A 21,661-nucleotide genomic window follows, 5' to 3' on the forward strand; every position below is an offset into this window, starting at 1 on the left:
AATGGGGCGTGCAATACCAACAATGCCATTGATCACTTTATTGGAAGGAGAATGCCAAAAACCGTGTGTAAAATCAGTTTTAGCAATGACACCAGCAACTGCTGCACTTGCTGGCTGTTCTACAATTTTTCCATCACGATTTACCTTTACAAACGGATCAACGATAATAGCGCGCTTTGAATCAAAATCCTTTGCTGCGCTAAGGGCTGCTTCATCTGTTGTGTTGGGTGCATCAAGCACCACAATGGCGCGTAGGCGTTCAGCAATGCCAATGAGTTCTGCTGCTACGGGGTTGGCAGTTGCACCAGTTCCATTCTCTTCAATATTCACACTGGAAGGGCGTTGATGTGTAAAGCCTGGAGCGATGAGAATGCGTGGTGTTTGTCCTACAATGGACCCCGCTCCAATGAAAGCATGAACACCTTCATAAGCGCCATTTGCGTTTACACCGCCAAGAACATTGGTGAGTGTTGCATTTTTGTTGTCACCCTCGTTCACGCGCACGACAACAACAATGGCACCCACTTGCTTGAAAATGAGATCAAGGGCATTGGGTAAGGTGCCTTGACGCTTGCCTGTTTTATCCAGTTTAGCGGCTTGTGAAAGAGAGCCTGTTACCAAAACGGGTGTATTAAGAGGAAATGCTTGTTCATCTGCATCGGGCGCCGTGCCAACAATCCCGATAACTGCCGATTGTACCGCGCGAAGGGGGCGGGTGCCGTCGTCAACCTCGACAACTTCAACACCGTGTAGAAAACCTGTTGCCATACTTTATGCTCCTTTGAAATATTGGCTAATGAAATGAATGGGAAAAATGAGAGGTAAAAAGCCGCTCTTGAGAAAGGTTTGTTTTCAACAAGCACTTTCTTTTTATAAATATCTTGACTTGGTCCCAAAATGGTACTAAGATTGATAAAAATCAGGATAAACTTATGAAAATTGTTAAAATCTCCACACTTCAAACTTTTTGGGCTCGATATCCTGATGCTGAACAACCGTTAAAAGCATGGGTAGATGAAGCTAAAAATGCGCAGTGGCGTTCTCCTCATGACATTAAAGAGAAGTATAAAAATGCAAGCATATTAAAGAATAATCGTGTTGTTTTTAATATTAGAGGCAATGATTATCGTTTAGTTGTTTCAATCTTTTATCCAGCAGGTTGGCTTTATATAAAATTTATAGGGACACACAAACAGTATGATGCAATTGATGCTAATACTGTAGAACTAAAGGAATTTAAGAAATGAATATCAAACCAATTCGTACAGAGAGAGAGTATCAAGAAGCTTTAGAAATTGTGTCTGCAATGTTTGACAATCAACCTAAAGAGAATACTCCAGAATTTGATCAAATGGAGGTTCTTGTGTTGTTGATTGAAGCGTATGAAGCAGAACACTATCCTGTTTCTCCTCCTCACCCGATTGAAGCTATTAAATTTAGAATGGAACAAATGAACTTAAGTGCTAAAGATCTCGTTCCTGCGATTGGTCATTTAAATCGTGTTTATGAAATCTTGAGTGGTAAAAGAAAATTAACACTGCGCATGATTAAAAACTTGCACCAACAGTTCAATATTCCACTAGAAAGTCTGATAGCTTAGGTTTTATACTAATTTATTTTTTTGAAAGATTTTTAAGGGGTTTCAAAAGGTCTTCAAAGATCATTTAAAGACCCTTTAATATGTATTATTTCTCGTTTTAGAAATCGCAATTTGAGATGATCAGCTCTTGAGCCGGCATTGGATTATTTGAACCACATGTATAAGATGTATTCACTTCTTTTAGTTTAAATTGGCTAAAGGTTTTTCGGATCTCTGGCACATCATTGAGAGACAGAACAAACTTTCCCTTTAATTGTGCAAGCAGTGTGGACATCGTCTGGTAATCCTCTCGCTTAAACAAATCCTTGCCATAGCAATTCTCAACGCCTGTTAAAGCCCTTTTAAAGGGCTTTGAAAGAGCAATAAAAGGACTTAAAAACATATAAGCCTGCTCATACAAAAGCTATCCATTTGACTTGCGCTATTTTTGGTTTTTTATTTAATCTTTCCATAACCTTATAAGAACAGCGCCATCAGCTCCAGCGCCGCTTGGAGAGGAATCTCCATGAGAGCCAGCACCACCACCACCAAAACCACGCCCTGCTTTTCCCGAACTATAGGAACCTTTGCCGACTCCTCCAGAGCCACCACGTGATGTATCACCTCCAGCATCGCCTCCATTACCGCTTGTTTTACTCGTAATTCCATTCGTTCCAGCATAACCATTTCCGCCTTTGGCAATTCCTAGATGTTCATCCGTTGCTAAACCAAAGTTTCCTCCCACGCCTCCAGCACCGCCATCGCCTGAATAGAAGGAAGTATTATCTTTACCAAATCCCGTGTGAGTGCTAGAAGAGTAAGTACCCCCACCACCATGTCCTCCTGTCGCCGTAATAAAATTTTTGCCAACGGTTGTTGTTCCTCCAAACCTACCTTTTACATTCCATCCAGAAACAGAATCTCCTCCTTTACCAATTGTGATATTCTCATGACCCTTTAAACTCGCTTTATAACCATACCATACCGTACAACCGCCACCGCCGCCACCGCCTCCTAAGTAATAAGAATAACCACCCCCACCACTGCCGCCGCCACCCCATGCTTGGATTTCGACTTTTGTGTTATCCGTTACCCAATCGGGCCATTGAATTTTTCCATCCTGTGTATAGAGCAATTCAGCATCAGCAAGAGCCGGCCAATTCGTGATTTTATCGGTCAAATCTTTTTTAAGACTCTTTATCTGTGCCAAGATGGCTGCATCCACTTGTGATTTGGTATAAACAAGATCATCATCAACTTTAAGCGGTCCTTTAAGCGTACTTCCACTTGTGCTTAAACGGGTAACCACTTTCCTTTTTAGAAGACCGAAGAAGTCAGATGATACATTACCCAAGATCTCCAAGTCGTCACCCATGGTGACTTTACTGGTAAATTTATTATAACTTTGCCATTCATTTGGGCTGGCTAAGCGACCATAGCTTGTGAGATCTTCATTGATCTTGGCTCTAAAATCATCAAGCCCCACGATATCTTCGGTTTTATGTTGATGTGCGCCTAACAGTGAGACAGCACTCCCAAAGGTGAAGTTATTGTTGCTTGATTTATAGAGAACATAATTGTTGGCAGCATCGTGTGCACCCTCGATATCGCTTAAATCAGCAAATGAGAAAGTTTTATCCGCTGCCATTTTACCATTGAGAGCGCTTTCTAGATTTGTGATTTCGCTTATGGTATGCGTGTGTTTTGAAGGCGCTTTTTCGTCTACCTTGTCCTCAACATCGGCTATTGCCTGATCAATTTTGGTCAAGTTTTCCCGCAAGATTGGGAATTCAGAACTGATAAAGCGTCCTTCTTTCGGCAATTCCATGTCGAGTTTTTTGGTTTTGGTCATGTCTGTTTTCCCTCATAATATGCCAGCGCCAAAATCACTCACCATGGACCGCGCAGCAGGTCCACCGGTAAGCGTGAGTTTCAAGCGCGCTTGTTTGGCNCCGCAAGATTGGGAATTCAGAACTGATAAAACGCCCCTCTTTAGGCAATTCCATGTCGAGTTTTTTGGTTTTGGTCATCTCTGTTTTCCCATTATAATATGCCAGCGCCAAAATCACTCACCATGGACCGCGCAGCAGGTCCACCGGTAAGCGTGAGTTTCAAGCGCGCTTGTTTGGCTGTTTTGTCACTGCTCACAAATTTTCGTTCTGTCCAAAGCGGTTCAGCGAGTTGTTCTGTTTCGTCAAGTTTCAAAGGGGTGTAAGCACCATCATCCAGTTGCATCTCGAGTGTAAAGGTTGCACCACCTGGTAAAAAGGTTTTGATATAGCTGGTCAATCTTGCTTTTTCACCAAAGGCAAAAGCACGCGTGACATAGGTAGCTTCCTTATGGATCTTTCCCGCAATCAATTGAACAGGCGCAAACAAGACGGGTGAGAGTTTCTCTGTTCCTTTGAGAATAGCGCGAAGCTTTATCTTTTCACTGATATATTCAGTAAGACTGAGCAATTGAAAGGGCAGGAGTTGATAAACCGTGCCATTGTTTCTTTCAATTTCAAAGATGACAGAACAATCGCTTGAAGGCAATTCAATGGCTGCGCGTATTTGTAAATCAGAGCAGTCCACAAGATCAAAAGTGCCAAGATCAATGGTTTTTTCTGTTTGTGTGTAGCGTGCCGCCAGCACTCGAAAGGCTAAGGCTTCATCTTGATGGGCTGTCCAACTTTGTGCGTTAACAGAAGAAAAGCGTGGACCGGTCACGTAAGGGTGACTCGAGACGTATCTCTGGTGTTCTGCATCAAAATCCCCAAGCTTTGCTAGTGAGACAGAATGATCAGCATCATCGGTTTTAATGACAAAAGCCGTTAAGCGGTCATCCATCACAAGGAGTGGTACATCATAGCGTGCTTCTGCCCAACCTAGCTTTGCGCCCTTCATAGAATAAAAGCTTTGCGCTTGAATATCGGCGGTAGGATAGCCGTTTTCTGTGGTCACCAAATCAATCACCAAATCATGGTTCTCATTACCGATTTTGCAAAGATGAAAGTCAATACCGGTGATTTGCCGTGTTTCATCGGGGGTAAAAACTTGCGCTTGTGGGTCAAATTGCGTCCATATCTTCACCGTGGTGGTGCGCCGCATCACTTTCACATCAATCAGACCTTGACCGGTAAAAAGCCCTGTTGCAATTGTTCCACCTTTTCCCCGTGCCACAACATTTTTTGTGCCAGCCGTAATATTTTGTGGAATCGTGAAAGCGCCCTCAAGGGTGCCCTTGCTATCGGCAACAAGGAGACTCTTTGGTAAAACATTCACACCATCAAAGGTGAGACTTTCCAAGATTTCGCTACTGCCAAAACCTTCAATTTTAAAGTGAAGGGTAATTTGTCTTAAAAAGTCGATTTGTTCTTGGTGTGTGTTGATGAAATTATCGCTTACTTCTGTTCTACGTATGGTACTGCCGCGATGTTTTCCCATAATGATTTGATTGGTGATACCCGAGAGCCAATCGGTGCGTTGTTCATGCCAAAAGTCTGTTGCGGGTTCAAGGGTTACTGTACCAGGCAGGGGTGCAAAATTTTGATAAGGATTGATTTTTTCGCAAGCCGTTGTCAACTCTTGCGCAATAATCACTTCATTTGTCCAGTCAAGCGTGACAGGCGCTTTTAAAGGAGCAGTATAGAATGTTGGGTCAATGGCAAGCTGTAAAATGCCGTTGCCTACAGCACCTGTTTGTTGAAAGCCTTCATCTCTGTAACTATCATCAAGAAAAGGGTCTGCAAACATGCCCTTTTTGGCAACGGGTTCTTTAGAGTCAACATTGCTTTTAATACGCTCTAATTGCATGAGACGGTCAAGCGAAAGCACCCGTTGAAAATAGCGCCACATCTCATCATAGGGGGCAACACGGGTGCCATCATTGACCACAACCGGCGTTTCAAGCCAATTGTTGGTAATGGTTGCAAGGGACAACACATCATCAGGGACACTGGGTGCCATGGGTTGGTCTACTGAGATACCTTTGATGTAAACCACATTGCCCCCCGTGTTGAGACCAATACGGTCAATGCGGGGTAATTTGTAAGTATAACTGACGATAATATCACCACCCTCCGCACCCCCTGAGACAGTGATTTCCTGCGCTGTTACTTTATCAGCCGTGATTTTTGCGCGATAGCGATAAGTCACCTTATAGCTGCTCCCTGCTAAAGGTTCGTCTCCCACCGGTGCCCAATCAATGGTGTCTCCGGTTTTTTTAAAATCCGTTCCTTCTTTAAATTCCTTAGTTCCTTGAACAATTTTGATAAAAGAGGTGATGCTTTTATCCGGCACCCCATCACGCCCAGCAGCAACGGCACCGCGGGTGACGTTAACGGTCTTTTCTTTTGTCAACAAAAGAGATTGAATATCGGCAATAGGAAAATAATAGGGTTTAAAGGTGAAACTGTTTTTCCCTTTTGGGGGCGCAAAAATATGCGTTTCGCTTGGAACAACGCTTGTCGAAAAGTCCTCGAGTTCTTCATGGCGCAAGGCGGCAAGGCGCTTGCGTTTAAAGCCATTGATATTGGCTTCTCCTTCTTGAATACTAAAGACTTGGCAACCGTTATTGGCTCCCAATGCGCTCACACGGCAGCCACTCACGATATAATGTCCATGGGCGCGGTCGTACGTCGCAATGGCTTGCATGGCGGGTTCAAGCAGTGAGGGCGATTTTTGATCAATCAGAACACCATCTTGTAAAATATAAACCGGAAAGAAAGTGCCATTCTGCGCATCCTCTTTTAGTGCCCAAACAAGCTTTGCTGTTTCGCGTGCCGCTCCAGGCTCTCCTTCTGCTAAGGTGCCAGGGACTTGCCCCAAGAGCTCTGGATCATCTTCGTGTGTTATCCATTTTTTTCGCAGCTTCACACCAATTTCCAAGCGCCCAATCATGGCAACATTGTTGAGTACAGCTGGTGCAACGGAAAAAATATCACCGGCAATATAAATCTTGCCATCCGTTAAAGTGACGGTCCTTGTGTCTTTGTTGACAAAAGCATCAGCCCGTTCAATGCGGTCTCCTTCTTTTGCAACAAGGCGCCCCAAACGGTCATGCCGCCCCCTTATAATGGTTTGAACCTCATTGAGTTCACCACTTTGAATAAAGGGACGCGTGCCATAAAACACCACGCTTTGTTGTTCCTCTTTGCCGCGAGATCTGTCAATTGCAAAGGGTAAACCACTTTCATGCTTCATATTAAAACCTCAATAAAATCTTGAATTGTTCGCGAACATCGGCACGCAAAGGAATATTGATAGGTGTTTTGAGTATCTCTACACCACCACGTAGTTCACCAAATCCTAACCAAAGTTTGCCAGGAGGGGTTTGTTGTGCAAGAGAGCCATGAACGAGAAGGGAAACAGAGGCGGCTTGTTTGTCCTCAACATCTTCAAAATCTGTGCGGGCTGCAAGAAACAACAGAGTCCCGGTTGTAGAAGGGTTAAATTTGTTTCCACAATGGCTGTACACACCATCCAAAGCCTGTTCGACAGGTGCTACAGCATAGCATCTGCGAGTGCCAATCACGTCATCTTTGGTGTCTCTTAACACGAGATAAAGCGTGCGGTTGCTAAACCACTCTGCCATGAGTATATCGCGTTCATGTTTTTTGACCGAACACCACGGAAAATTTGCCATATCCCATGGATAATCAATTTGATCCCAGCTTAACTCTTCATCCCCATCATCTATCCAATTGCCAATAAGCCTGCCTTCTTCTCTTGTGAGCGTGTGATTGATCTCTGTTGTGCGCCCAAAGGAAAACAAAGTGCCCCCAGCTGTTAAGTGAACACCGCTTTCATACTCCAATATGCTGTCATCAAGGCGTGACATATTGCCTTCCAAGGCTTGCACATCATAACCATAGGTCCCACGGCGAAAATCAGAGCGCAAACTTTTGGAAAGATCTGTGATTGCTTCAATGGCTTCAAGGCTTTTGCGTTCAGGCAACTGATCAAAATCAAGTTGAAAGGAATTCCACCATGCCCGCCCCGTCCAAGCGGGTATAAAGCGTGCCGAAATCCCTAGCCATTCAAGCCCTATCTCTATTGCCGCAAGGGAGCCGCGAATATTTTGCCATGCAAGACCCTGATCAATTAAATCATAAAGGTTAGAGAAATAAGGGGTTAATTCTTGTAAGCCATATTCGTCTATTAAAAAGGGCAACCAAGAAGGCGGACGCGTGATAAATTTCGCGCGTGGTATTTCTTCGAGTGCCGTTTTAACGTGAGGGTCAAAAGCCATTGCTTCTGCAAAACAATGTTCAAACAAGCTCGAATTTGGGGGCAAAAGTGAGGAAAGCATCAATAAGCACGCCCCCGTTCAGACAAGACAATATCCCCCAAAGCTACAGCTTCATCAGGTGCGACCAAAATATCTTCACAAGGTTGCGTTATGTTTACATGGTGAACGCCTTCAACCATCAAGCGGCTTAGTATCCAACTTAAAGACAAATCACGCCCAAGCCTTTGCGCACGCGCCCATTCTGCTCTTAAATTCTGCTCCGCTCTTTCCAAAACAAAGGAGCCTTCATCCGGTAACAACCAAAAATCAGCAGAAACATTGATCATCCGCTGTACCGCGCTTTTCACAAAGATGTGGTCATTGGTCATTTTAACATGGGGGGCATCAAGGGCTGCTTGCACCTTTGCAATTAAAGCCTCATCAGCCACCCCTGAAGGAGCGTCACTAAAAAGCGCAACATGAATAAGCGGACTTTTACCCTCACGATAAACAAAAGCATCTTTGACATGGATATCGCTTGAGAGGGCAAAATATTGATAACGTGGCGCTGTGCCACCTGTGGAATGTCCTTGTCTATTCAAGCGAATGCGGCGGCGCAAACGCTCATCATCTTCATCCAAAAGGCGCGTGACCCCATGAAAATCCCCCAAATGATCTAAACTTGTTCCACGCGCAAATGTGAGTAAATTATCCCGCGCCACTTCATTAATTCGCTGGCGCAATAGCAACTCTTCATAAGCGGACGCTTGCAATTGAATGACCACGGGATCATAAGCCGTCTTTTCCACATTATAAGGAATATGATGCGCTGCAAAAAGCTCAGTCAAACGCGTGATCTTTTGCTCTAAAATTGCTTCAACAGAAAGCTCTTCAATAATTTGTGGCAGAGGGAGTTGTGGAGGGGGAATCTGTGAAAAGGATAAAGGTTCAAACTCAGTCATCACCAACCTCTAAATTGATGCTCATTGGCTCTTGGTGTGACCAATCCCCCAAATGCCCATTGGGATAAAAAACACCCGTTAAAACAAAATGGAACGTGCCTTCACGCGTTGCTTTTGTCAGATCAATCCTCTGCAACGAAAACCCAGGCTCTCCACACTCTGGATCATCGAGTGCTTCAACAATTGCTTGATAAAGCTGCATCATCGTCGCAGGATCAGCATTGGCATCTTGGAATGCTCCAACATCACATCCATAATGACGACGCAAAACCCGTGTCCCAATTCTTGTCGTCAGACATTTACGAAGTGACTGTTGACAATGCGCAAAGCCATATAAAAGAGAGCCATCCTTTTCGCTCATCCCGCACCGCATGGCTTATGCCCCTTTGCTTGTCTTTGTGGTAGAGACCGTTGGGGCCGCAGAAACAACAGGGGCTGGTTTTTCAGCGATCTGACCAAGCAGCAACGGATATTTAGCCGCTTCCTCACTTAAACAAATTTCCTCACCCTTGCCTGGTGAACGCTTGCCTGCAACAAAATCGGCATTGGTTAAAATAACATAAGTGTTCTCACGCATGATAAAACTCCTTTAAAGAGGGGAAGAGGTTGTGGAGGGACCCATTTTGACCCCACCGTGTTTGTGGCTTGCGCCAACAGATTTTTGATTATGCTGTAAATCTTCTGCTTGAATATGCACACTGCCCGTTAATTCAACACGGGTTGCTTGATGAGAAAGCACCAAACCTTTTTCACTCAAATGGATTTGGTTTTCCCCATGGGAGAGAATGAGCTCATTCTTCGTGATACGCAAAGCGCCACCCGCATAACACAGAGCAAGTTCTTGGAAAGAGCGTGCGGGATTAGGCGCATCCTCACTATAGCTATCGCGCACCACCAGAGAAGCAGAACCAATTTCGCCATGGGGGTTTAACAACCGCACCGGGTCACCAACATGGAGGGGCATATTGCTGGAAACAGCCCCCGCCGCTTCTTGCGCTTGTAGCCAAGGCGATAAAACCGCTTGTCCATTAGAACCCTGTTCGCAAAGTTTCACCCGCACCCTATGGCCATCAACTTGCACAACCCGCCCGATCATGTGCTGGTTGGCAAGACAGCGTTCAAGGGCATCAAGACGCTTCATGATTTGTCGAAAGGTATCACTTAAGAGATGTGCATCATTCATGCCCCCACCTCATTGTCCCATGAAATCAAACCACTTTTGAGTTGTCCCTCATCACAAAAAATATCCTGTCCCAACTGATGCAAATCTTGGTGCCATTCCACCACGCTTATCGATACACCACGCTGCTTAATCGCCGCAGAGATAATCGGTTCAATTTGCACCTCACGCGGGGCACTCAAATGCGTTAGTCCCCACAATTGCCCGCTATGACAAAGCACCGCAATGGCTTCTGCTAAAAGCCAACTGGAAACATCACGCTCTTTACCTGTGGTAATAATAAAAGCCCCTAAATGAAGATCAGCACTCATCTGTCCACTTGCTACAGGATTCAAACGGCTTTCTAACACCGCAACCCGTATTGCTGGAGCCACCAGCATCTGTGTTTCAAGCTCTTCTAAGTTAAAACGTCCAAATTGACAGCCGCAATCACGCACATCCGGTAAAGCGCCTTTAAGGCTTCTTATCACCGCTTCACGAAACTGATTAATGCGCCCAGCATTTTTAATCGTTTGACTCATGCAAAGACCCTTTCCAGCCAGTCTTCTGTCGCTTTGACAATTTCCACTTTATTGTGCTCTGAAAGCCCCAAATAAGGGCGTGCGGGCATGGTCACTTGATGCACACAAACAAAGCGGTGTGCATTGCCGCTTTTAAGAAAAAAGCGCAGTGTCTTGCCATTTTTCGGGTGAATAACCCCACCTAATTGATGAATCCGCGCATAAACCAACCCAGAGCCCACAATCACCTGTTCTGGTGAAGCTTTCTCATATCAATGGAGCGTGAAAGCGCCCCACTGGCATAAAGAATGGAGGTGCGGGCATGATTGTTTTTCCACTTCTCTCCTTGAGCAGACATTTTTTCACTTTGAATCCGCCGCCTTGTGCTTTCTTGAATGAGACGCCCAACCCCTTGTGCCAAAGTCCCCATCGAGCGATCAGCTCCCTTTTGCAAAAAGGATAAAGCCGCTTCAAGCCCTGTCTCTTTAATCTCAATATGGGTTGCAACAGACATATTATCTTCCCATCAAACGCGGCTTGGCATGGAAGAAAGCCCCATCACGCACGGGACCATCTTCGCTCATAATTTTAGGTTCATCTATGCCTAAACCCGCTTTGCCTTCGGCAATACGTTTCAGCAAATCAACCGCCTGTTTGTAACGATCTTCAATAGTCGTGGTCAGTGCCGTATGGCGTATGGCTAAATTATAAACAGCAATATTGACACAGATCATACCCAGAGCCGCTGGCTGTCCAGCAATGGGGATTGAGTAGCGATGAGACAAATGCACATCAATCTCACCACTTGCCTGTTCGAGCGCGCGGGCAATGGCTTGCTCTGAAAAAACTGGATCAGAGTTCTCATCCATCCCACACAAATCATCCAAGAAGTCATCACCCCAGAGCTCTTCAATCAATGTTTTGCTTGCATAAGCCATGTTTAAAAGTTTCCCTTAGACAACTTCTTGCAACAAAACACCGGCATCTTTTGCGGCAACCAATTCACACACCCGTTCCCCCACACGCACCCGTTTACCACCCGACAAGCCGATATCTGGATCTTGGATCACTCCAGACAAACGCTCGCCCAACTGGGCGCTAAAGCCCCAACTGATCACCGATCCATCTGCCTGTTGTTTGGTAGGGTCAATATAAAGCAGTGCAATCTTATTGCCCCACACGCGTGCCAATTGTGCCGAACGCCCTTTACGTGCCAAATTCACTTGCGATTCACCAATGAGTAAACGATCGGGGTGTATTTCCATCAGATCAGCAAATTGCGCCTTGGTGACAAAACCATCAGCAGTGCCACCCCCTTTAACGGCTTTAATGATTTTGGGATGACGTTTGAGTTTTGACCAAACAACTTTGCCCATCACAATGGTGTTGGGCGTATAGACGAGACTTTTATCCATCGCCTCATCTAAAACAGCATAAGGATCAGATTTCTCATAATCGCTAAATTTATTTTCACCCTTAAGCGTAATCACCCGCTCTGGTGCGTAATTTTCACTTCTTTGCACAAGAGCTGCCACACGCACTTCACGCCCCAATTCTAGCAAATTGGCAAGTCCCTCTACAGCTGTCTTTTCGGGGTTATAACGAGAGCGCTTTTCTGCCCGTGCGCGTGCCGCTGCTTCAATATCTGAATTGGGGATGAGATCATCAAGTCCGTAATCTTTGACACTGGCTTCCCGTTCAAAGGCAGAAAATTCCACCACATTCGGGCGCCCTTTCCGCCCTATCTCAAGCTCAGGCACGGTAAAATTTTCCGCTAAGGGAAATTCACTATATTTAAACACCTCACTTAAAACACAAACGCGTGGCAAAACTCTATCGCCAATAAGAGAACCTGCTGGATTGCGATAACCAATAGCAATAGCGGTGAGTGTTGGATCAATGGGAAAAGGTCTGTTCATCATATGCCTCGATTAATTAATTTTAAAAGAAATAACATCACCAGCAGAACCATCACTCATGGCAATACCAATGGTGCGATCTGCTGCTTCTGCCCTTATGGCGTGCCCCTTTGGGTCAGAGGTCAAAAAATCACCAAAGGAAACATTGCCTCCACAAACCACTTCGCCCCAACCACATTGGCCAACATCAATCATCTCACCAGCCTTTGCACTCAATGACCCAGCAGTCCCTAATAATTTATCACCCTTACCAGAAGCCGTTGCCACCATTCCGTCACCGCGCGCTGCAACAATGCAATAAGGTGAAATCACATCTATGGCGCGAAAAGATTTAATTAAAATCATCGTACTCATGATTGGCGCTCCTTTTGTTCGCAAATATAATCAACTGCTTGGCTAATGGTGATGTCGAAACCTTTTTGCTTCTGCTCTTCCTTATAATGGCGTGCCGCAACAGCAACCTCTTCTGGCGCAAGCTTTGGTTCTTGCGCTAAGGCACACACTTCTAAAGGGCTTGTTGAGGCAAGCGCCGGCAACTTCTCGACCAAACTTTTAAAATGCTCCATCCCCCCTTCAAGGCTACAGAGCGCACGATATTCCTCGCGAGCAGCCGGCAAAATCTTGCCCTCTTCAATGGTCTTGTCTAAAAGACTCTCAATGGCACTGTTTTTTTGCTCTTCTTGCAAAAGCGCTAAATCTTCTCGCGCTTTTGTTAATTGGGCATTTAATTCCACGCGTTCCTTTTCGCGCGCTTTAAGCGTTGCTAAAACCTCATCCGCTTTAGCATCTTCTGCCAGCGATAGTGCACTGGCAATGGCTGTAAAATCCATCATTTTCTCCGTCAAAGTTATAGGGGAAGGCTGTTCACGGCTTAAAGCCGTCATGACAAGGGCTGGACGGTTCACCAAACCAGCACCTGCTAAATTTAAAATTTCACCTTTCTTGGAATGGCGAAACTCAGGTGAAAGATAGCGATATTCTTGGGAAACAATCTTTTTAGCGGCCATATCGGTCCATTTAACACGCCCCCAAATCGCACCATCCCGCTCTGCTAATTCTTCAATCCAGCCACTGGCAGGTGCTTCTAAACCATTTCTCGCACGGTGATGTTGCCCATGCTCATAATCAATCACAAGCGGTCCTTTATTGGCTGCAAAGGCTTTTAAAATAGTTTGCGGGTTATAATGCCATTGTCGTCCATCACGTGCCTTTACATGGGGCGCTTTGGGCAAAAGCTCTACCCATTCAGGCGCTTGGCTAACGGTGGCGTCTTCACATGAAATGTCTTGGCATAAAACGTCTGGACAGAGATCTATTAACGCAGCATGAAATGTTTCTGCATCCCCATCTTTTTGATCTTCGTGAAATTCCTGTTCCATACATTGCCTATTGCTTTACAATTGTCATTGGCAATACAATGCATGAAACTTACTCCCACCATAAGTCTGACACTGTCAGTCAAAAGAGCATTTCTCAAAAAAGCACTCTTTTCCCTATTCTTCTCCTTGTGAGAGAAACCCCCGTGCCAAACCATCCCATAAAATCGTTTTCAAAGGCACTTCAAAGGCGATAGAGCGCCGTTGTGAAGTGAGAGGTACAATTTATCGCCTTATAAAAAAAAGCCTCTCTCAAGCCGTTTTTTAAAGATTGCTTTTGAACGTTGAAACTGTTAGATTACCTGCGAGGCGTGAGCCAGTTATGCCAGGGCGGCTTTGCCGGATCTGCGAGGAGTTGACCGCCCTCCACGCCTTCTCTTTTCACAAAAGCCAGCAGATCTTTTTCGGTGTTCTCTTTACAACAACCGTTCATCCTTCTTTTCAGCGGCGTTTAACAAACGTTGAATTTCGCGAAAGCTCTTTTTATGCATCGAGATAAGCCACCACTCTTGTTTGCTTGCTACCCATTTGACTGCAAAGCGCCACCATGCCCCACCATTTTCACCCAAAAACACAACACTCTGTGCATCTTTTCGTCTAATAACACCATGGGGGCGAATGAGTGTTTGAATGGCGCCCCGAAAATCATCCAAGCGAAGATCACGCGCTTGATGCTCTAACAAAATATGTTTCACACTGTCTGCGGATAAGCGAATAAGAGAATTTTCCGCTGCAAAAACATCACGCACCTTTTGGATCATTGGGGCAATGGGAATAAATCCACGCGGCATATGTCCTTCAAACATGGCTTCCAAAAGTGGTGAACCCACAATATCTTCAATGGCAATGCGTTTGTCATTGTCCCCCATCACAGAGACTTTATCACTCAAAAAATTGCTTAAGTTTTGCGCGCGATGTTTCCCAGGGTTCAAATGCCAACCAGGATCAATCCCCTTTGGTATCTTCTCAATTTTCCCCGTTCGCTTATTGTGCCAAACCTGCTTTTCAACATGAAGTGGCTCTGCCCCCTCTTCATAGCCTAAATCTTCTGCTTCATAACGGCTTACCTGTCGCACACTACATTTACACCGCCAGCCATTGGGTGGATAAAGCCAATCCCAAACCGGATCATCAACGGGTGCGGTAAACCCCACCCAACTTTCATGTTCTAAACGCTTATGTTCTGAACTCGACAAAGCATAGGTGAGATAGGGCAAAAATTCTTTATTATTTTGTGTGCGCTCCCACTCGCCTGCTGCATGCGCACTCATGGTATTGGCCCAATAGACCGTTTCTAAACGCCGTGGGCTGCCCAATTGCACCACGCTCTTTTCACCAGTTTTGGGGTCAATGCTGGTCTTTTTACCCCACCAACCCTTTTCCTGTAAAATCGGCATCAAATTTTTTTGAAAATCTTGAAAAGGAACTTGATGCTTTATGGCTTCTCCAACCGCTCGCTTAAAATCCTCCAAAATATCATAGCCTAGCGATTTTGCCACCGTAAAGGAAAAAGCATGTTCTTCTGGTGCTATATCACGCCAATCAAAGCTTGGAACAAGTGCCTTGGCTTCAAAATAACGGATAACCTCTTTAGGGGCGGTTTTAAAAAGTTCCTCATCCATGATACCCAAGCCCACGTGCAATCATTTGTACTTTTGCCAAGCGCGCTGCTAATGCGTGATGATCCATCTCACCTAGCAATTCATCTAAGCCTTTAAGGATATCCTCATAACTTTTTGCTTCTCTCACAAGCTTTTTAAAAGGCTCTAAAAGGGGTTCTAAGTCCTCTTCCCAGTCGCTTAAAGCTTCTTGTGAAAGCCGGTCCAATTCGTCGTGATGTTTCCCACCCTTCTCTTTTGCACCCTTGCTCTCTCTTGTCACAGAAACATCAAAAACACCTCCACAATCAGCACAAACATGAGCCTTTTCTCCCCTCTCATCATCAAGCGCATTATCAGGAGCCTTTAAAACATCTTCTTCTTTTGTTGGTTGCGAAAAGCCAATCTTATTGCGCACTTCTTGCGCCCCAACACGCAAACCCAAGGGCACAAGTTTTTCCAGTGCATCACTAATCGCTTTAATATCTTCATTTTCCGAAATCGGCCAATAGACAAGGGGGGCGCGCTCTTGGCGTCCAAAATTAATCTCAACAAAAGGCACAATCAAATCACGATTAGCCGTTAAAGCTAATTGGCGTGCATCAGCTCTGGCAATATCATGGCGCACATTTTCATGAATGCGTGCTTGCGAAAAGGACGAACCATCATCCGTCGTCATGGTTTGTCCCAACACACCTTTAGAAATTTGTCGATCTAAATATTCCGCCTTGACACCAAAAACCGCATTGCCACTGCCTCCTGCCGCTTCAATAAATTCAATCTCCATTTCTTTGGGAATAATTGCTGCCGCATCACTGGATAAATCACGCACTGCTTGAATGAGAACCCGTCGCTCCTCATGAGAAGAGCTTGCCCCATATTTACCCACACGCAAAGGCATGCCATAAACTTCTAAAAATGCCATCCAATCTTTCAGTGTATAAGACTTGAAGAGAAATGCCCAAGCTGCAAGCCGCGCAAGCCCAGAACGAATAGGCAAACCGCTTTTTAACTTGGGTCTGTGAATAGAAAATTTATAAGCAGGCAATTCACTTCCATTAAAAGACCCCTCTTCTTTTAAACGCAAATGAAAACCATCCCGCCGATCCAATTGAAAAAACCGCTGGTCACGCCATTTCCAAGCAACCGGCCACCATTCCTTGGCACTCTTGTCCCACAAGGTTTCTACAACCGCATAACCTTTCCCCAAAGCATCCAATAAATCCGTCACATAATCATCAACAAAGGTAGGCGCACTAATCACTTCCCGCACCGCATCTGCTATCTTTTTGTCCTGTGCACTATTGCTTGCGGCAATCACTCCAGGCTCCACCCCTGTGAGAGCATTTTTACGCATGCCAAGCACAGCACGATAATGCAAATCACGCTCTTCCATATCATCGGCAAGTTGGAAAAACTGCTCTGGATGACCCTCTGCTGCCTGTTGTAAAATATCAGCAAGTTGCGCAGGGGTCAGACCACTGACAATGGTTTGTGACCACACATCACGAACACCGCCAACGGTAGGGCTTGCAACTTCTCGCTCCAACCCTTTGATATTAAGCGCCCTGCCCCACTGATCTAAAAGTTTTACCATCTCATCATCCCATCAATAAATCTTTGATCGCATTGTTGAAAAAAAAGGCGTTGAAAAGAGCGAGCTTTCATCAAAACGATAAGCCTCTCTCACAGGAGTATAATCATAAATTTCAGGAGTTTGGCGGCTGGCAAAATAAGCCAAAGCGCAAGCAATCGCGCTATCACCATGACGCATAAAACCATCACTGCCTTTAAAACGATGATTGTCTGGAATTTTCACAATGCCATTGACATAAGCAAGCGCTTGATGATCGGCAACAATGTCACTATCGCGCGGCAAAACAATCGTCCCATCCCCAAAAGCTTCTAAATAAGCCGGCATTTCCTTGCCATACCAACTTTGTGACAAGGGCACTTCCTTCACAAGAGCTCCATAACGTTGCGCCGCTTTTTCGGCTAAATAAGCCCCATTGCCCCGCGCATCTAACGCGCCGCCCATCAAACGCGGCAAACCATTCACCCCATAAAATAAAATCTCTCTTTGTTGATCAAACGGCGTATTGCGCAATTCCACCATAAACCGTACACGGCGCACCAAATCTTGTCCCACCTCCATCACCACAATCGATGTCGCATCGCCCGATCTGGCAAAATCAACACCAAAAACATGTTGGCGCCGCCGGTCAAGCCCAATATGAAGAGGTTTTATATGTTTCTCACACCAAGCAAAAGCAGCAACACTTCGTTGATGTTCCGATTGATTTTTAAAATCATCCACACAAGCAAAACGCAACACCGCAATATCAGGCGCACAACAATTTTCAATCTGTAAGCGTGTTAAAGCAGCCCCTTCTTGATCGGCTGGTATGGCATCTAATTCTTGGCGCATCGCAGCCAAACGCACCCCATAAGACGCGCGAATTTGATCTTCCCATTGTTGCTCAGAAATTCGACTCCACACCTCCCCCTTCATGGCACAAACCCGTTTAAACAAGCCATTTTTAACAGCAACACCAAAGGGGTAACAATGCACCGAAAAAGGAACCTTACCTGCTCGCGCTTCACGGATCAATTCATTGAAAGGATTGAGCACACCATTATGGGTGGAGATCACACGGATTTTTCCTCCCCAAATGAGCAAAGCATTGACAGCATCCAAAACAGAGCGCACATCTTGATGAAACGCCGCCTCGTCAATCACCACAATACCCTGTAGTCCGCGAATATTTTCAGGGCGGCTAGAAAGCGCCTCAATCCGAAACCCCGAAGCAAAACGCACCCGATAAGCAGAGATATATTTCGTTGAACCATCCGCCCTTTGATCAGAGAATAAAAATTCCTCAACATCCCCACTATGGCTCGTAATTGCCGAAGCAAAATGGCTCACATAGCCAATAAATTCCCGCCCCTTGTCTTTGGTGTCACCAATATAAAAAACATTATCGCCCCTCGCTTCACGTGCCGCCGCTGCAATCAGTGTATCATCCAAAGCTTCTGCAAAAGTAATGCCGGTCCGCCGCCCCTTTTCCACCAATTTTAATGGGGACTTATCTTCAATCCATGCCCGTTGATGCGCCATCAAAACGCCTTCCGCTAAGGGATCACTCTCTTTGGGAAAAGTACTTCTCTGCCAAATATCAAAACCACTTTGATGATCAAAGACATGACTTTTTGAAAAGGGCTGTTCAGCCATGTTTTACCCCCAACACCTGCGCACGAATAGCTCGCGCTGTTTCTTCTGAGAGCCCCGCCGCCGCTGCTGCTGCGTCAACCGCTTTGCTTGCTTTGCTGGTAAAATCTTTTTCCAACTTTTGCCGTCTGGTGGTCGACAAATGTTCAGCCGCCAACACGCCTTTAAGCGCATTGGCCAATTCTTGTGCTGCCTTTGGCGAAAGGTTTTTCCCACTGCTCAACGTGGAAAAAATCAACTCCTTAATCGCTGCCGCCGTCAAAAGAGTGATATTATCAGAAGCTTTGGCATCAAAACGCTTGGAAAGACTTGCGGCAATTTCTCTTGTCTGTTCTAGGCGCCTTGACATCACGGCTAGCCGCAAAGAATAACGATTAAAACTGGAAAAAGAGGGAATAGAAAAGCTGAGACGCGTTTCCTTTCGTAAAGCCTTCAAAGCCGCTTTAAACTCACCATAAATAGCCATTTGCGTCTTCTCACGCCCATTTAAAGCCTCAGCCGCCTCTGCAATAATTTGATCACAAGCTTGCGGCAATAAATCAATCGCCGTTAAACGTCCACGCCCGACCTTGCGCATCCTTCACCTCGTCTTTTATTGATGAACGTTTAGGCCGCTTAATCCCCTCAATGGAAAAGCTCCGGTCTAAATGACGTGCTCCCCGTTCTGTTAATGCCGCAAGAAAAACCGAACCCACACATTTTAAAGTAACAGCACCTTGATCTTCCATCCATGCCAGTTCATTATGCACAAAATCGCGATCGCGTCTGATGCCATAACTGTATAAAAGCCGCTCAATCATCGCACTCGATAAAGTTTCACTGCGCTCACAAGCAAGCCCTTTTAAAATAATCAACCGCGCTTCTTCACGGATGATTTTATCCATATCTGCTTTCATTTCTTGGCATTCTCCAACAAAAACTCTTGCAAGCGCTCACCAATGGCTGCCACCGGTTGTAATTGTGCAGAAAGCGTGTTGAGACGACCATTCAATTTCTCCATATTCACTTCCAATCTTTGCAGCGCATCACGATCAGGCAAAAAGTCCATCTCTGTTTCTAACTTTTGCACACGCTCTTTAAGCGCCGTGATATCTTTCAGCATTTCCCGCGCACCGGAAGAAAAATAGGCTCTCAAAACCCCACAAATCGCAATAACCGATAACAATAAAGACAACCAGCCATTGGCAACACTGATATCCAAATTCACTTAAAAGTCCCCTCTCTTGTGCCTAAAATCGCCCGCTCCGCAGCTTTTCTACGCTGTTCACAAATCAATAAAGCAGCACGATCACGGCTCCAATAATGCACCACTTCGCGCGCATTCAAAGCACGCTCTGGCAATAAAGCTGGGCGGGCACACGCCATGCGAACAACAGGCGGCAATTCAACCGATAAAAAATGATAAGAAAGGCTACCCACCGGCTTGTGTGTTGAGCAAGCGCACACGCTCAAGCCCAATGCCACCGCCAGTAACCGGCAACTTCCCATTGACTTCCTCCATTTTTGTAAGCTTTTGTTCCAAAGCCGAAATCACCCCTTGCGCTTGATGCTCAGCTTCCAACGCTGCTTGTCTTTGTCGCTCTTGTACAAGCAGTGCACGTGCTGAAGCCTTGGCAATCTCCAACTGCCAATACAAATCACGCGCCTTTTCCGCCTTTAAAATTTGCGCTTTCATAAAGCCAAAAGCCGCCAACATCACACTGACCAAAAAAAGCAGACCAAAAGACAGTTTTGAAAGTGGGCTAAACATTGCTTTTATCTCCCCACCTCGTTATCTCCACCCCATCATAGGAGCTGCTATGCCGCTTATGGGAATGTTTCCTATTAGAAAAATCCAACGAGCCAAAGCCACGATGCACCCCCAGATTGCCAACAATAATCGCCACCATCGAAGGAATAGAAATGCTCGCCATATCAACAATATGCGGAGCCCCCCACAAACCACCAGAAACAAGCAAAAAAATAACCCCCCAAGCAAACCAAAAAGACCACCATAAATAGAGCCTAGAACCACGATAAGAGGGCTTCATGCCTTTACCTCGCCTCCAAGTCCCAAAAGCTTTTTGGCGCGGTTCAAATAAATCAAACGTTGCACAAGTCCATTTCTTCCCCCATTGATCGCCTTGGTAATCCCTAGATAATCATCTTGATCAGCCAGCCTATTCAAGCCTTTCATTTGCCAAAACCAAACAGCAGACCAAAGCGCTGCTGGAAACTTTTCCAGCTCTTGCGGAAATGCCTCACAATCAACCGCTTGTTCATCGACTAGGCGCCAAAACTTCGTAAAACGACGATAATTATTGCGCCCCGTCAACTGGATCAAACCACGCCCCTTAAAGTGCACCCCATCCCCAGGGTTGACATTGCCTAAATCACGCCGCCCCTCATAAGCGCGCCCTGAGGCATATTCACAAACAGTAAAAAAGCCATCACTCTCATGGGCACATTGGCTTAAAAAATGGGCAATACGCAACGGTGTTGTGAGTGCCCCATAAGATAAAGCTTTAGGCAACACGCGTGCCATTTCAACAATAATAAAATCTTGGCGCGCATGATGCGCCAATTTAGGCGCAAGGCGATGAAGAAAAGAAGCATCTATTGAAACCATAACAAACCACTCAATGAATAAAAATTCATTCGCAGTTTATCGGATTTCAAACCCCCAATATAAGCCTGACACTGTCAGTCAAAACTCTCAATACTCATAAAACTCTGAAAATAACGAACCTTGTGGTTCTTGCAAAGAAATTTTCTTCTTCAAGCGATAAGCTGTACGCACATGCATACCAGAAACAGCAGCTGCAGCATCCACCGACCAGCCTTTTTGCAACGCTTGCACCATTTTTTGCCGCCGTTCAGCATCTCTGCCAAGGGGGATAAGAAGGCGCACACCCGAACCATTAAAACAAAAATGGTTGATCAATTGCTGCGCCTCTTCAAACCCAACAATTTCAATCAACCAATCCGCACTCTCAAGACGCCCGGGTATATAAACTTCTCGTCCACCAAAAGCCCGCATCATATTCCATGCTGCTTCACTGCCCGCAACATCAGCTATTTCACGCAATAAGGCAGGAAAATCGCTATAGATTTCCTCTTGCATA

At 45.5% G+C, this 21,661-nt stretch carries 26 protein-coding genes and 2 pseudogenes; 2 read left to right on the forward strand and 26 right to left on the reverse strand.

Features of this window, described 5'->3' with window-relative positions; translation table 11 throughout:
• The coding region (locus tag ACFIK4_RS06710) for a phage tail sheath subtilisin-like domain-containing protein (RefSeq protein ID WP_375675544.1) at positions 1-768 on the reverse strand (768 nt) is incomplete at its 3' end.
• A 164-nt stretch (positions 769-932) separates the two neighbouring features.
• Here ACFIK4_RS06710 and ACFIK4_RS06715 point away from each other — a divergent pair.
• Positions 933-1,247 (forward strand): type II toxin-antitoxin system HigB family toxin, encoded by a 315-nt coding sequence (locus ACFIK4_RS06715; RefSeq protein WP_317993618.1) that lies wholly within the window; start codon positions 933-935, stop codon positions 1,245-1,247.
• Positions 1,244-1,600: a type II toxin-antitoxin system HigA family antitoxin gene (locus ACFIK4_RS06720; protein WP_375624310.1), complete on the forward strand. Its 357-nt coding sequence runs from the start codon at positions 1,244-1,246 to the stop codon at positions 1,598-1,600. Before ACFIK4_RS06715 ends, ACFIK4_RS06720 begins: the two co-directional genes overlap by 4 nt.
• Before the next feature lie 97 nt (positions 1,601-1,697).
• Here the strand turns inward: ACFIK4_RS06720 and ACFIK4_RS06725 are convergent.
• The 25 genes and pseudogenes from ACFIK4_RS06725 to ACFIK4_RS06845 all read right to left on the reverse strand — a co-directional run.
• Positions 1,698-1,928, reverse strand: a pseudogene (locus ACFIK4_RS06725) (DNA adenine methylase); the annotation flags it as partial.
• A 111-nt stretch (positions 1,929-2,039) separates the two neighbouring features.
• Complete coding sequence (locus ACFIK4_RS06730) at positions 2,040-3,431, reverse strand: Bgr_08870 family protein (RefSeq protein ID WP_375675547.1); 1,392 nt, start codon at positions 3,429-3,431, stop codon at positions 2,040-2,042.
• A 191-nt stretch (positions 3,432-3,622) separates the two neighbouring features.
• Positions 3,623-6,766 carry a DUF4815 domain-containing protein gene (locus ACFIK4_RS06735; protein ID WP_375675549.1) on the reverse strand — a complete coding sequence of 1,048 codons (3,144 nt, stop codon included), beginning with the start codon at positions 6,764-6,766 and terminating at the stop codon, positions 3,623-3,625.
• A 1-nt stretch (position 6,767) separates the two neighbouring features.
• Positions 6,768-7,874: a phage tail protein gene (locus tag ACFIK4_RS06740; protein ID WP_375675551.1), complete on the reverse strand. Its 1,107-nt coding sequence runs from the start codon at positions 7,872-7,874 to the stop codon at positions 6,768-6,770.
• On the reverse strand, positions 7,874-8,755 hold the full coding sequence (locus tag ACFIK4_RS06745) for a baseplate J/gp47 family protein (protein ID WP_375675553.1): 882 nt from the start codon (positions 8,753-8,755) through the stop codon (positions 7,874-7,876). Before ACFIK4_RS06745 ends, ACFIK4_RS06740 begins: the two co-directional genes overlap by 1 nt.
• Positions 8,748-9,128: a GPW/gp25 family protein gene (locus ACFIK4_RS06750; RefSeq protein ID WP_375613760.1), complete on the reverse strand. Its 381-nt coding sequence runs from the start codon at positions 9,126-9,128 to the stop codon at positions 8,748-8,750. Before ACFIK4_RS06750 ends, ACFIK4_RS06745 begins: the two co-directional genes overlap by 8 nt.
• Before the next feature lie 3 nt (positions 9,129-9,131).
• A complete protein-coding gene (locus ACFIK4_RS06755) occupies positions 9,132-9,332 on the reverse strand; it encodes a hypothetical protein (RefSeq protein ID WP_375650608.1) in 201 nt (66 codons plus the stop codon).
• A gap of 12 nt (positions 9,333-9,344) precedes the next feature.
• Complete coding sequence (locus ACFIK4_RS06760; RefSeq protein ID WP_375675556.1) at positions 9,345-9,938, reverse strand: baseplate assembly protein; 594 nt, start codon at positions 9,936-9,938, stop codon at positions 9,345-9,347.
• Positions 9,935-10,456, reverse strand: coding sequence for a hypothetical protein (locus ACFIK4_RS06765; protein ID WP_375662569.1), 522 nt, complete (start codon positions 10,454-10,456; stop codon positions 9,935-9,937). The genes ACFIK4_RS06760 and ACFIK4_RS06765 overlap by 4 nt, the downstream gene beginning before the upstream one ends.
• Positions 10,453-10,949: pseudogene (locus tag ACFIK4_RS06770) on the reverse strand (phage virion morphogenesis protein). Before ACFIK4_RS06770 ends, ACFIK4_RS06765 begins: the two are co-directional and overlap by 4 nt.
• A 1-nt stretch (position 10,950) precedes the next feature.
• On the reverse strand, positions 10,951-11,373 hold the full coding sequence (locus tag ACFIK4_RS06775) for a gp436 family protein (RefSeq protein ID WP_375612327.1): 423 nt from the start codon (positions 11,371-11,373) through the stop codon (positions 10,951-10,953).
• 15 nt (positions 11,374-11,388) lie between these two features.
• A complete protein-coding gene (locus ACFIK4_RS06780) occupies positions 11,389-12,354 on the reverse strand; it encodes a capsid protein (RefSeq protein WP_375633725.1) in 966 nt (321 codons plus the stop codon).
• A 12-nt stretch (positions 12,355-12,366) separates the two neighbouring features.
• Positions 12,367-12,708 (reverse strand): hypothetical protein, encoded by a 342-nt coding sequence (locus ACFIK4_RS06785; protein WP_375629485.1) that lies wholly within the window; start codon positions 12,706-12,708, stop codon positions 12,367-12,369.
• Positions 12,705-13,733, reverse strand: coding sequence for a phage protease (locus tag ACFIK4_RS06790; RefSeq protein ID WP_375638677.1), 1,029 nt, complete (start codon positions 13,731-13,733; stop codon positions 12,705-12,707). Before ACFIK4_RS06790 ends, ACFIK4_RS06785 begins: the two co-directional genes overlap by 4 nt.
• A gap of 413 nt (positions 13,734-14,146) precedes the next feature.
• Positions 14,147-15,352: a phage minor head protein gene (locus tag ACFIK4_RS06795; protein WP_375675559.1), complete on the reverse strand. Its 1,206-nt coding sequence runs from the start codon at positions 15,350-15,352 to the stop codon at positions 14,147-14,149.
• On the reverse strand, positions 15,345-16,925 hold the full coding sequence (locus ACFIK4_RS06800) for a DUF935 domain-containing protein (protein WP_375675561.1): 1,581 nt from the start codon (positions 16,923-16,925) through the stop codon (positions 15,345-15,347). Before ACFIK4_RS06800 ends, ACFIK4_RS06795 begins: the two co-directional genes overlap by 8 nt.
• Before the next feature lie 12 nt (positions 16,926-16,937).
• Positions 16,938-18,560 (reverse strand): hypothetical protein, encoded by a 1,623-nt coding sequence (locus tag ACFIK4_RS06805; protein WP_375675563.1) that lies wholly within the window; start codon positions 18,558-18,560, stop codon positions 16,938-16,940.
• Positions 18,553-19,134, reverse strand: a complete 582-nt coding sequence (locus ACFIK4_RS06810) for a phage protein Gp27 family protein (protein ID WP_375675565.1) — start codon at positions 19,132-19,134, stop codon at positions 18,553-18,555. The genes ACFIK4_RS06805 and ACFIK4_RS06810 overlap by 8 nt, the downstream gene beginning before the upstream one ends.
• The gene (locus ACFIK4_RS06815; protein WP_375612320.1) at positions 19,097-19,453 is read right to left on the reverse strand and encodes a hypothetical protein; all 357 of its coding nucleotides are present in this window, start codon (positions 19,451-19,453) and stop codon (positions 19,097-19,099) included. The genes ACFIK4_RS06810 and ACFIK4_RS06815 overlap by 38 nt, the downstream gene beginning before the upstream one ends.
• Positions 19,450-19,764, reverse strand: a complete 315-nt coding sequence (locus ACFIK4_RS06820; RefSeq protein ID WP_375607966.1) for a DUF2730 family protein — start codon at positions 19,762-19,764, stop codon at positions 19,450-19,452. Before ACFIK4_RS06820 ends, ACFIK4_RS06815 begins: the two co-directional genes overlap by 4 nt.
• Complete coding sequence (locus tag ACFIK4_RS06825) at positions 19,761-19,976, reverse strand: hypothetical protein (protein ID WP_375629082.1); 216 nt, start codon at positions 19,974-19,976, stop codon at positions 19,761-19,763. The genes ACFIK4_RS06820 and ACFIK4_RS06825 overlap by 4 nt, the downstream gene beginning before the upstream one ends.
• Entirely contained in the window at positions 19,969-20,307 is a 339-nt protein-coding gene (locus ACFIK4_RS06830; RefSeq protein WP_375633719.1) for a hypothetical protein, read from the reverse strand. Before ACFIK4_RS06830 ends, ACFIK4_RS06825 begins: the two co-directional genes overlap by 8 nt.
• Positions 20,300-20,587 (reverse strand): hypothetical protein, encoded by a 288-nt coding sequence (locus ACFIK4_RS06835; protein WP_375612317.1) that lies wholly within the window; start codon positions 20,585-20,587, stop codon positions 20,300-20,302. Before ACFIK4_RS06835 ends, ACFIK4_RS06830 begins: the two co-directional genes overlap by 8 nt.
• A complete protein-coding gene (locus ACFIK4_RS06840; RefSeq protein WP_375613744.1) occupies positions 20,584-21,165 on the reverse strand; it encodes a glycoside hydrolase family 19 protein in 582 nt (193 codons plus the stop codon). The genes ACFIK4_RS06835 and ACFIK4_RS06840 overlap by 4 nt, the downstream gene beginning before the upstream one ends.
• An 87-nt stretch (positions 21,166-21,252) precedes the next feature.
• Positions 21,253-21,660 carry a helix-turn-helix domain-containing protein gene (locus tag ACFIK4_RS06845; protein ID WP_375629092.1) on the reverse strand — a complete coding sequence of 136 codons (408 nt, stop codon included), beginning with the start codon at positions 21,658-21,660 and terminating at the stop codon, positions 21,253-21,255.
• Position 21,661: the final 1 nt, after the last annotated feature.

It is taken from the genome of Bartonella sp. AP9QHHD, assembly GCF_042195625.1.
Lineage (GTDB): Bacteria > Pseudomonadota > Alphaproteobacteria > Rhizobiales > Rhizobiaceae > Bartonella.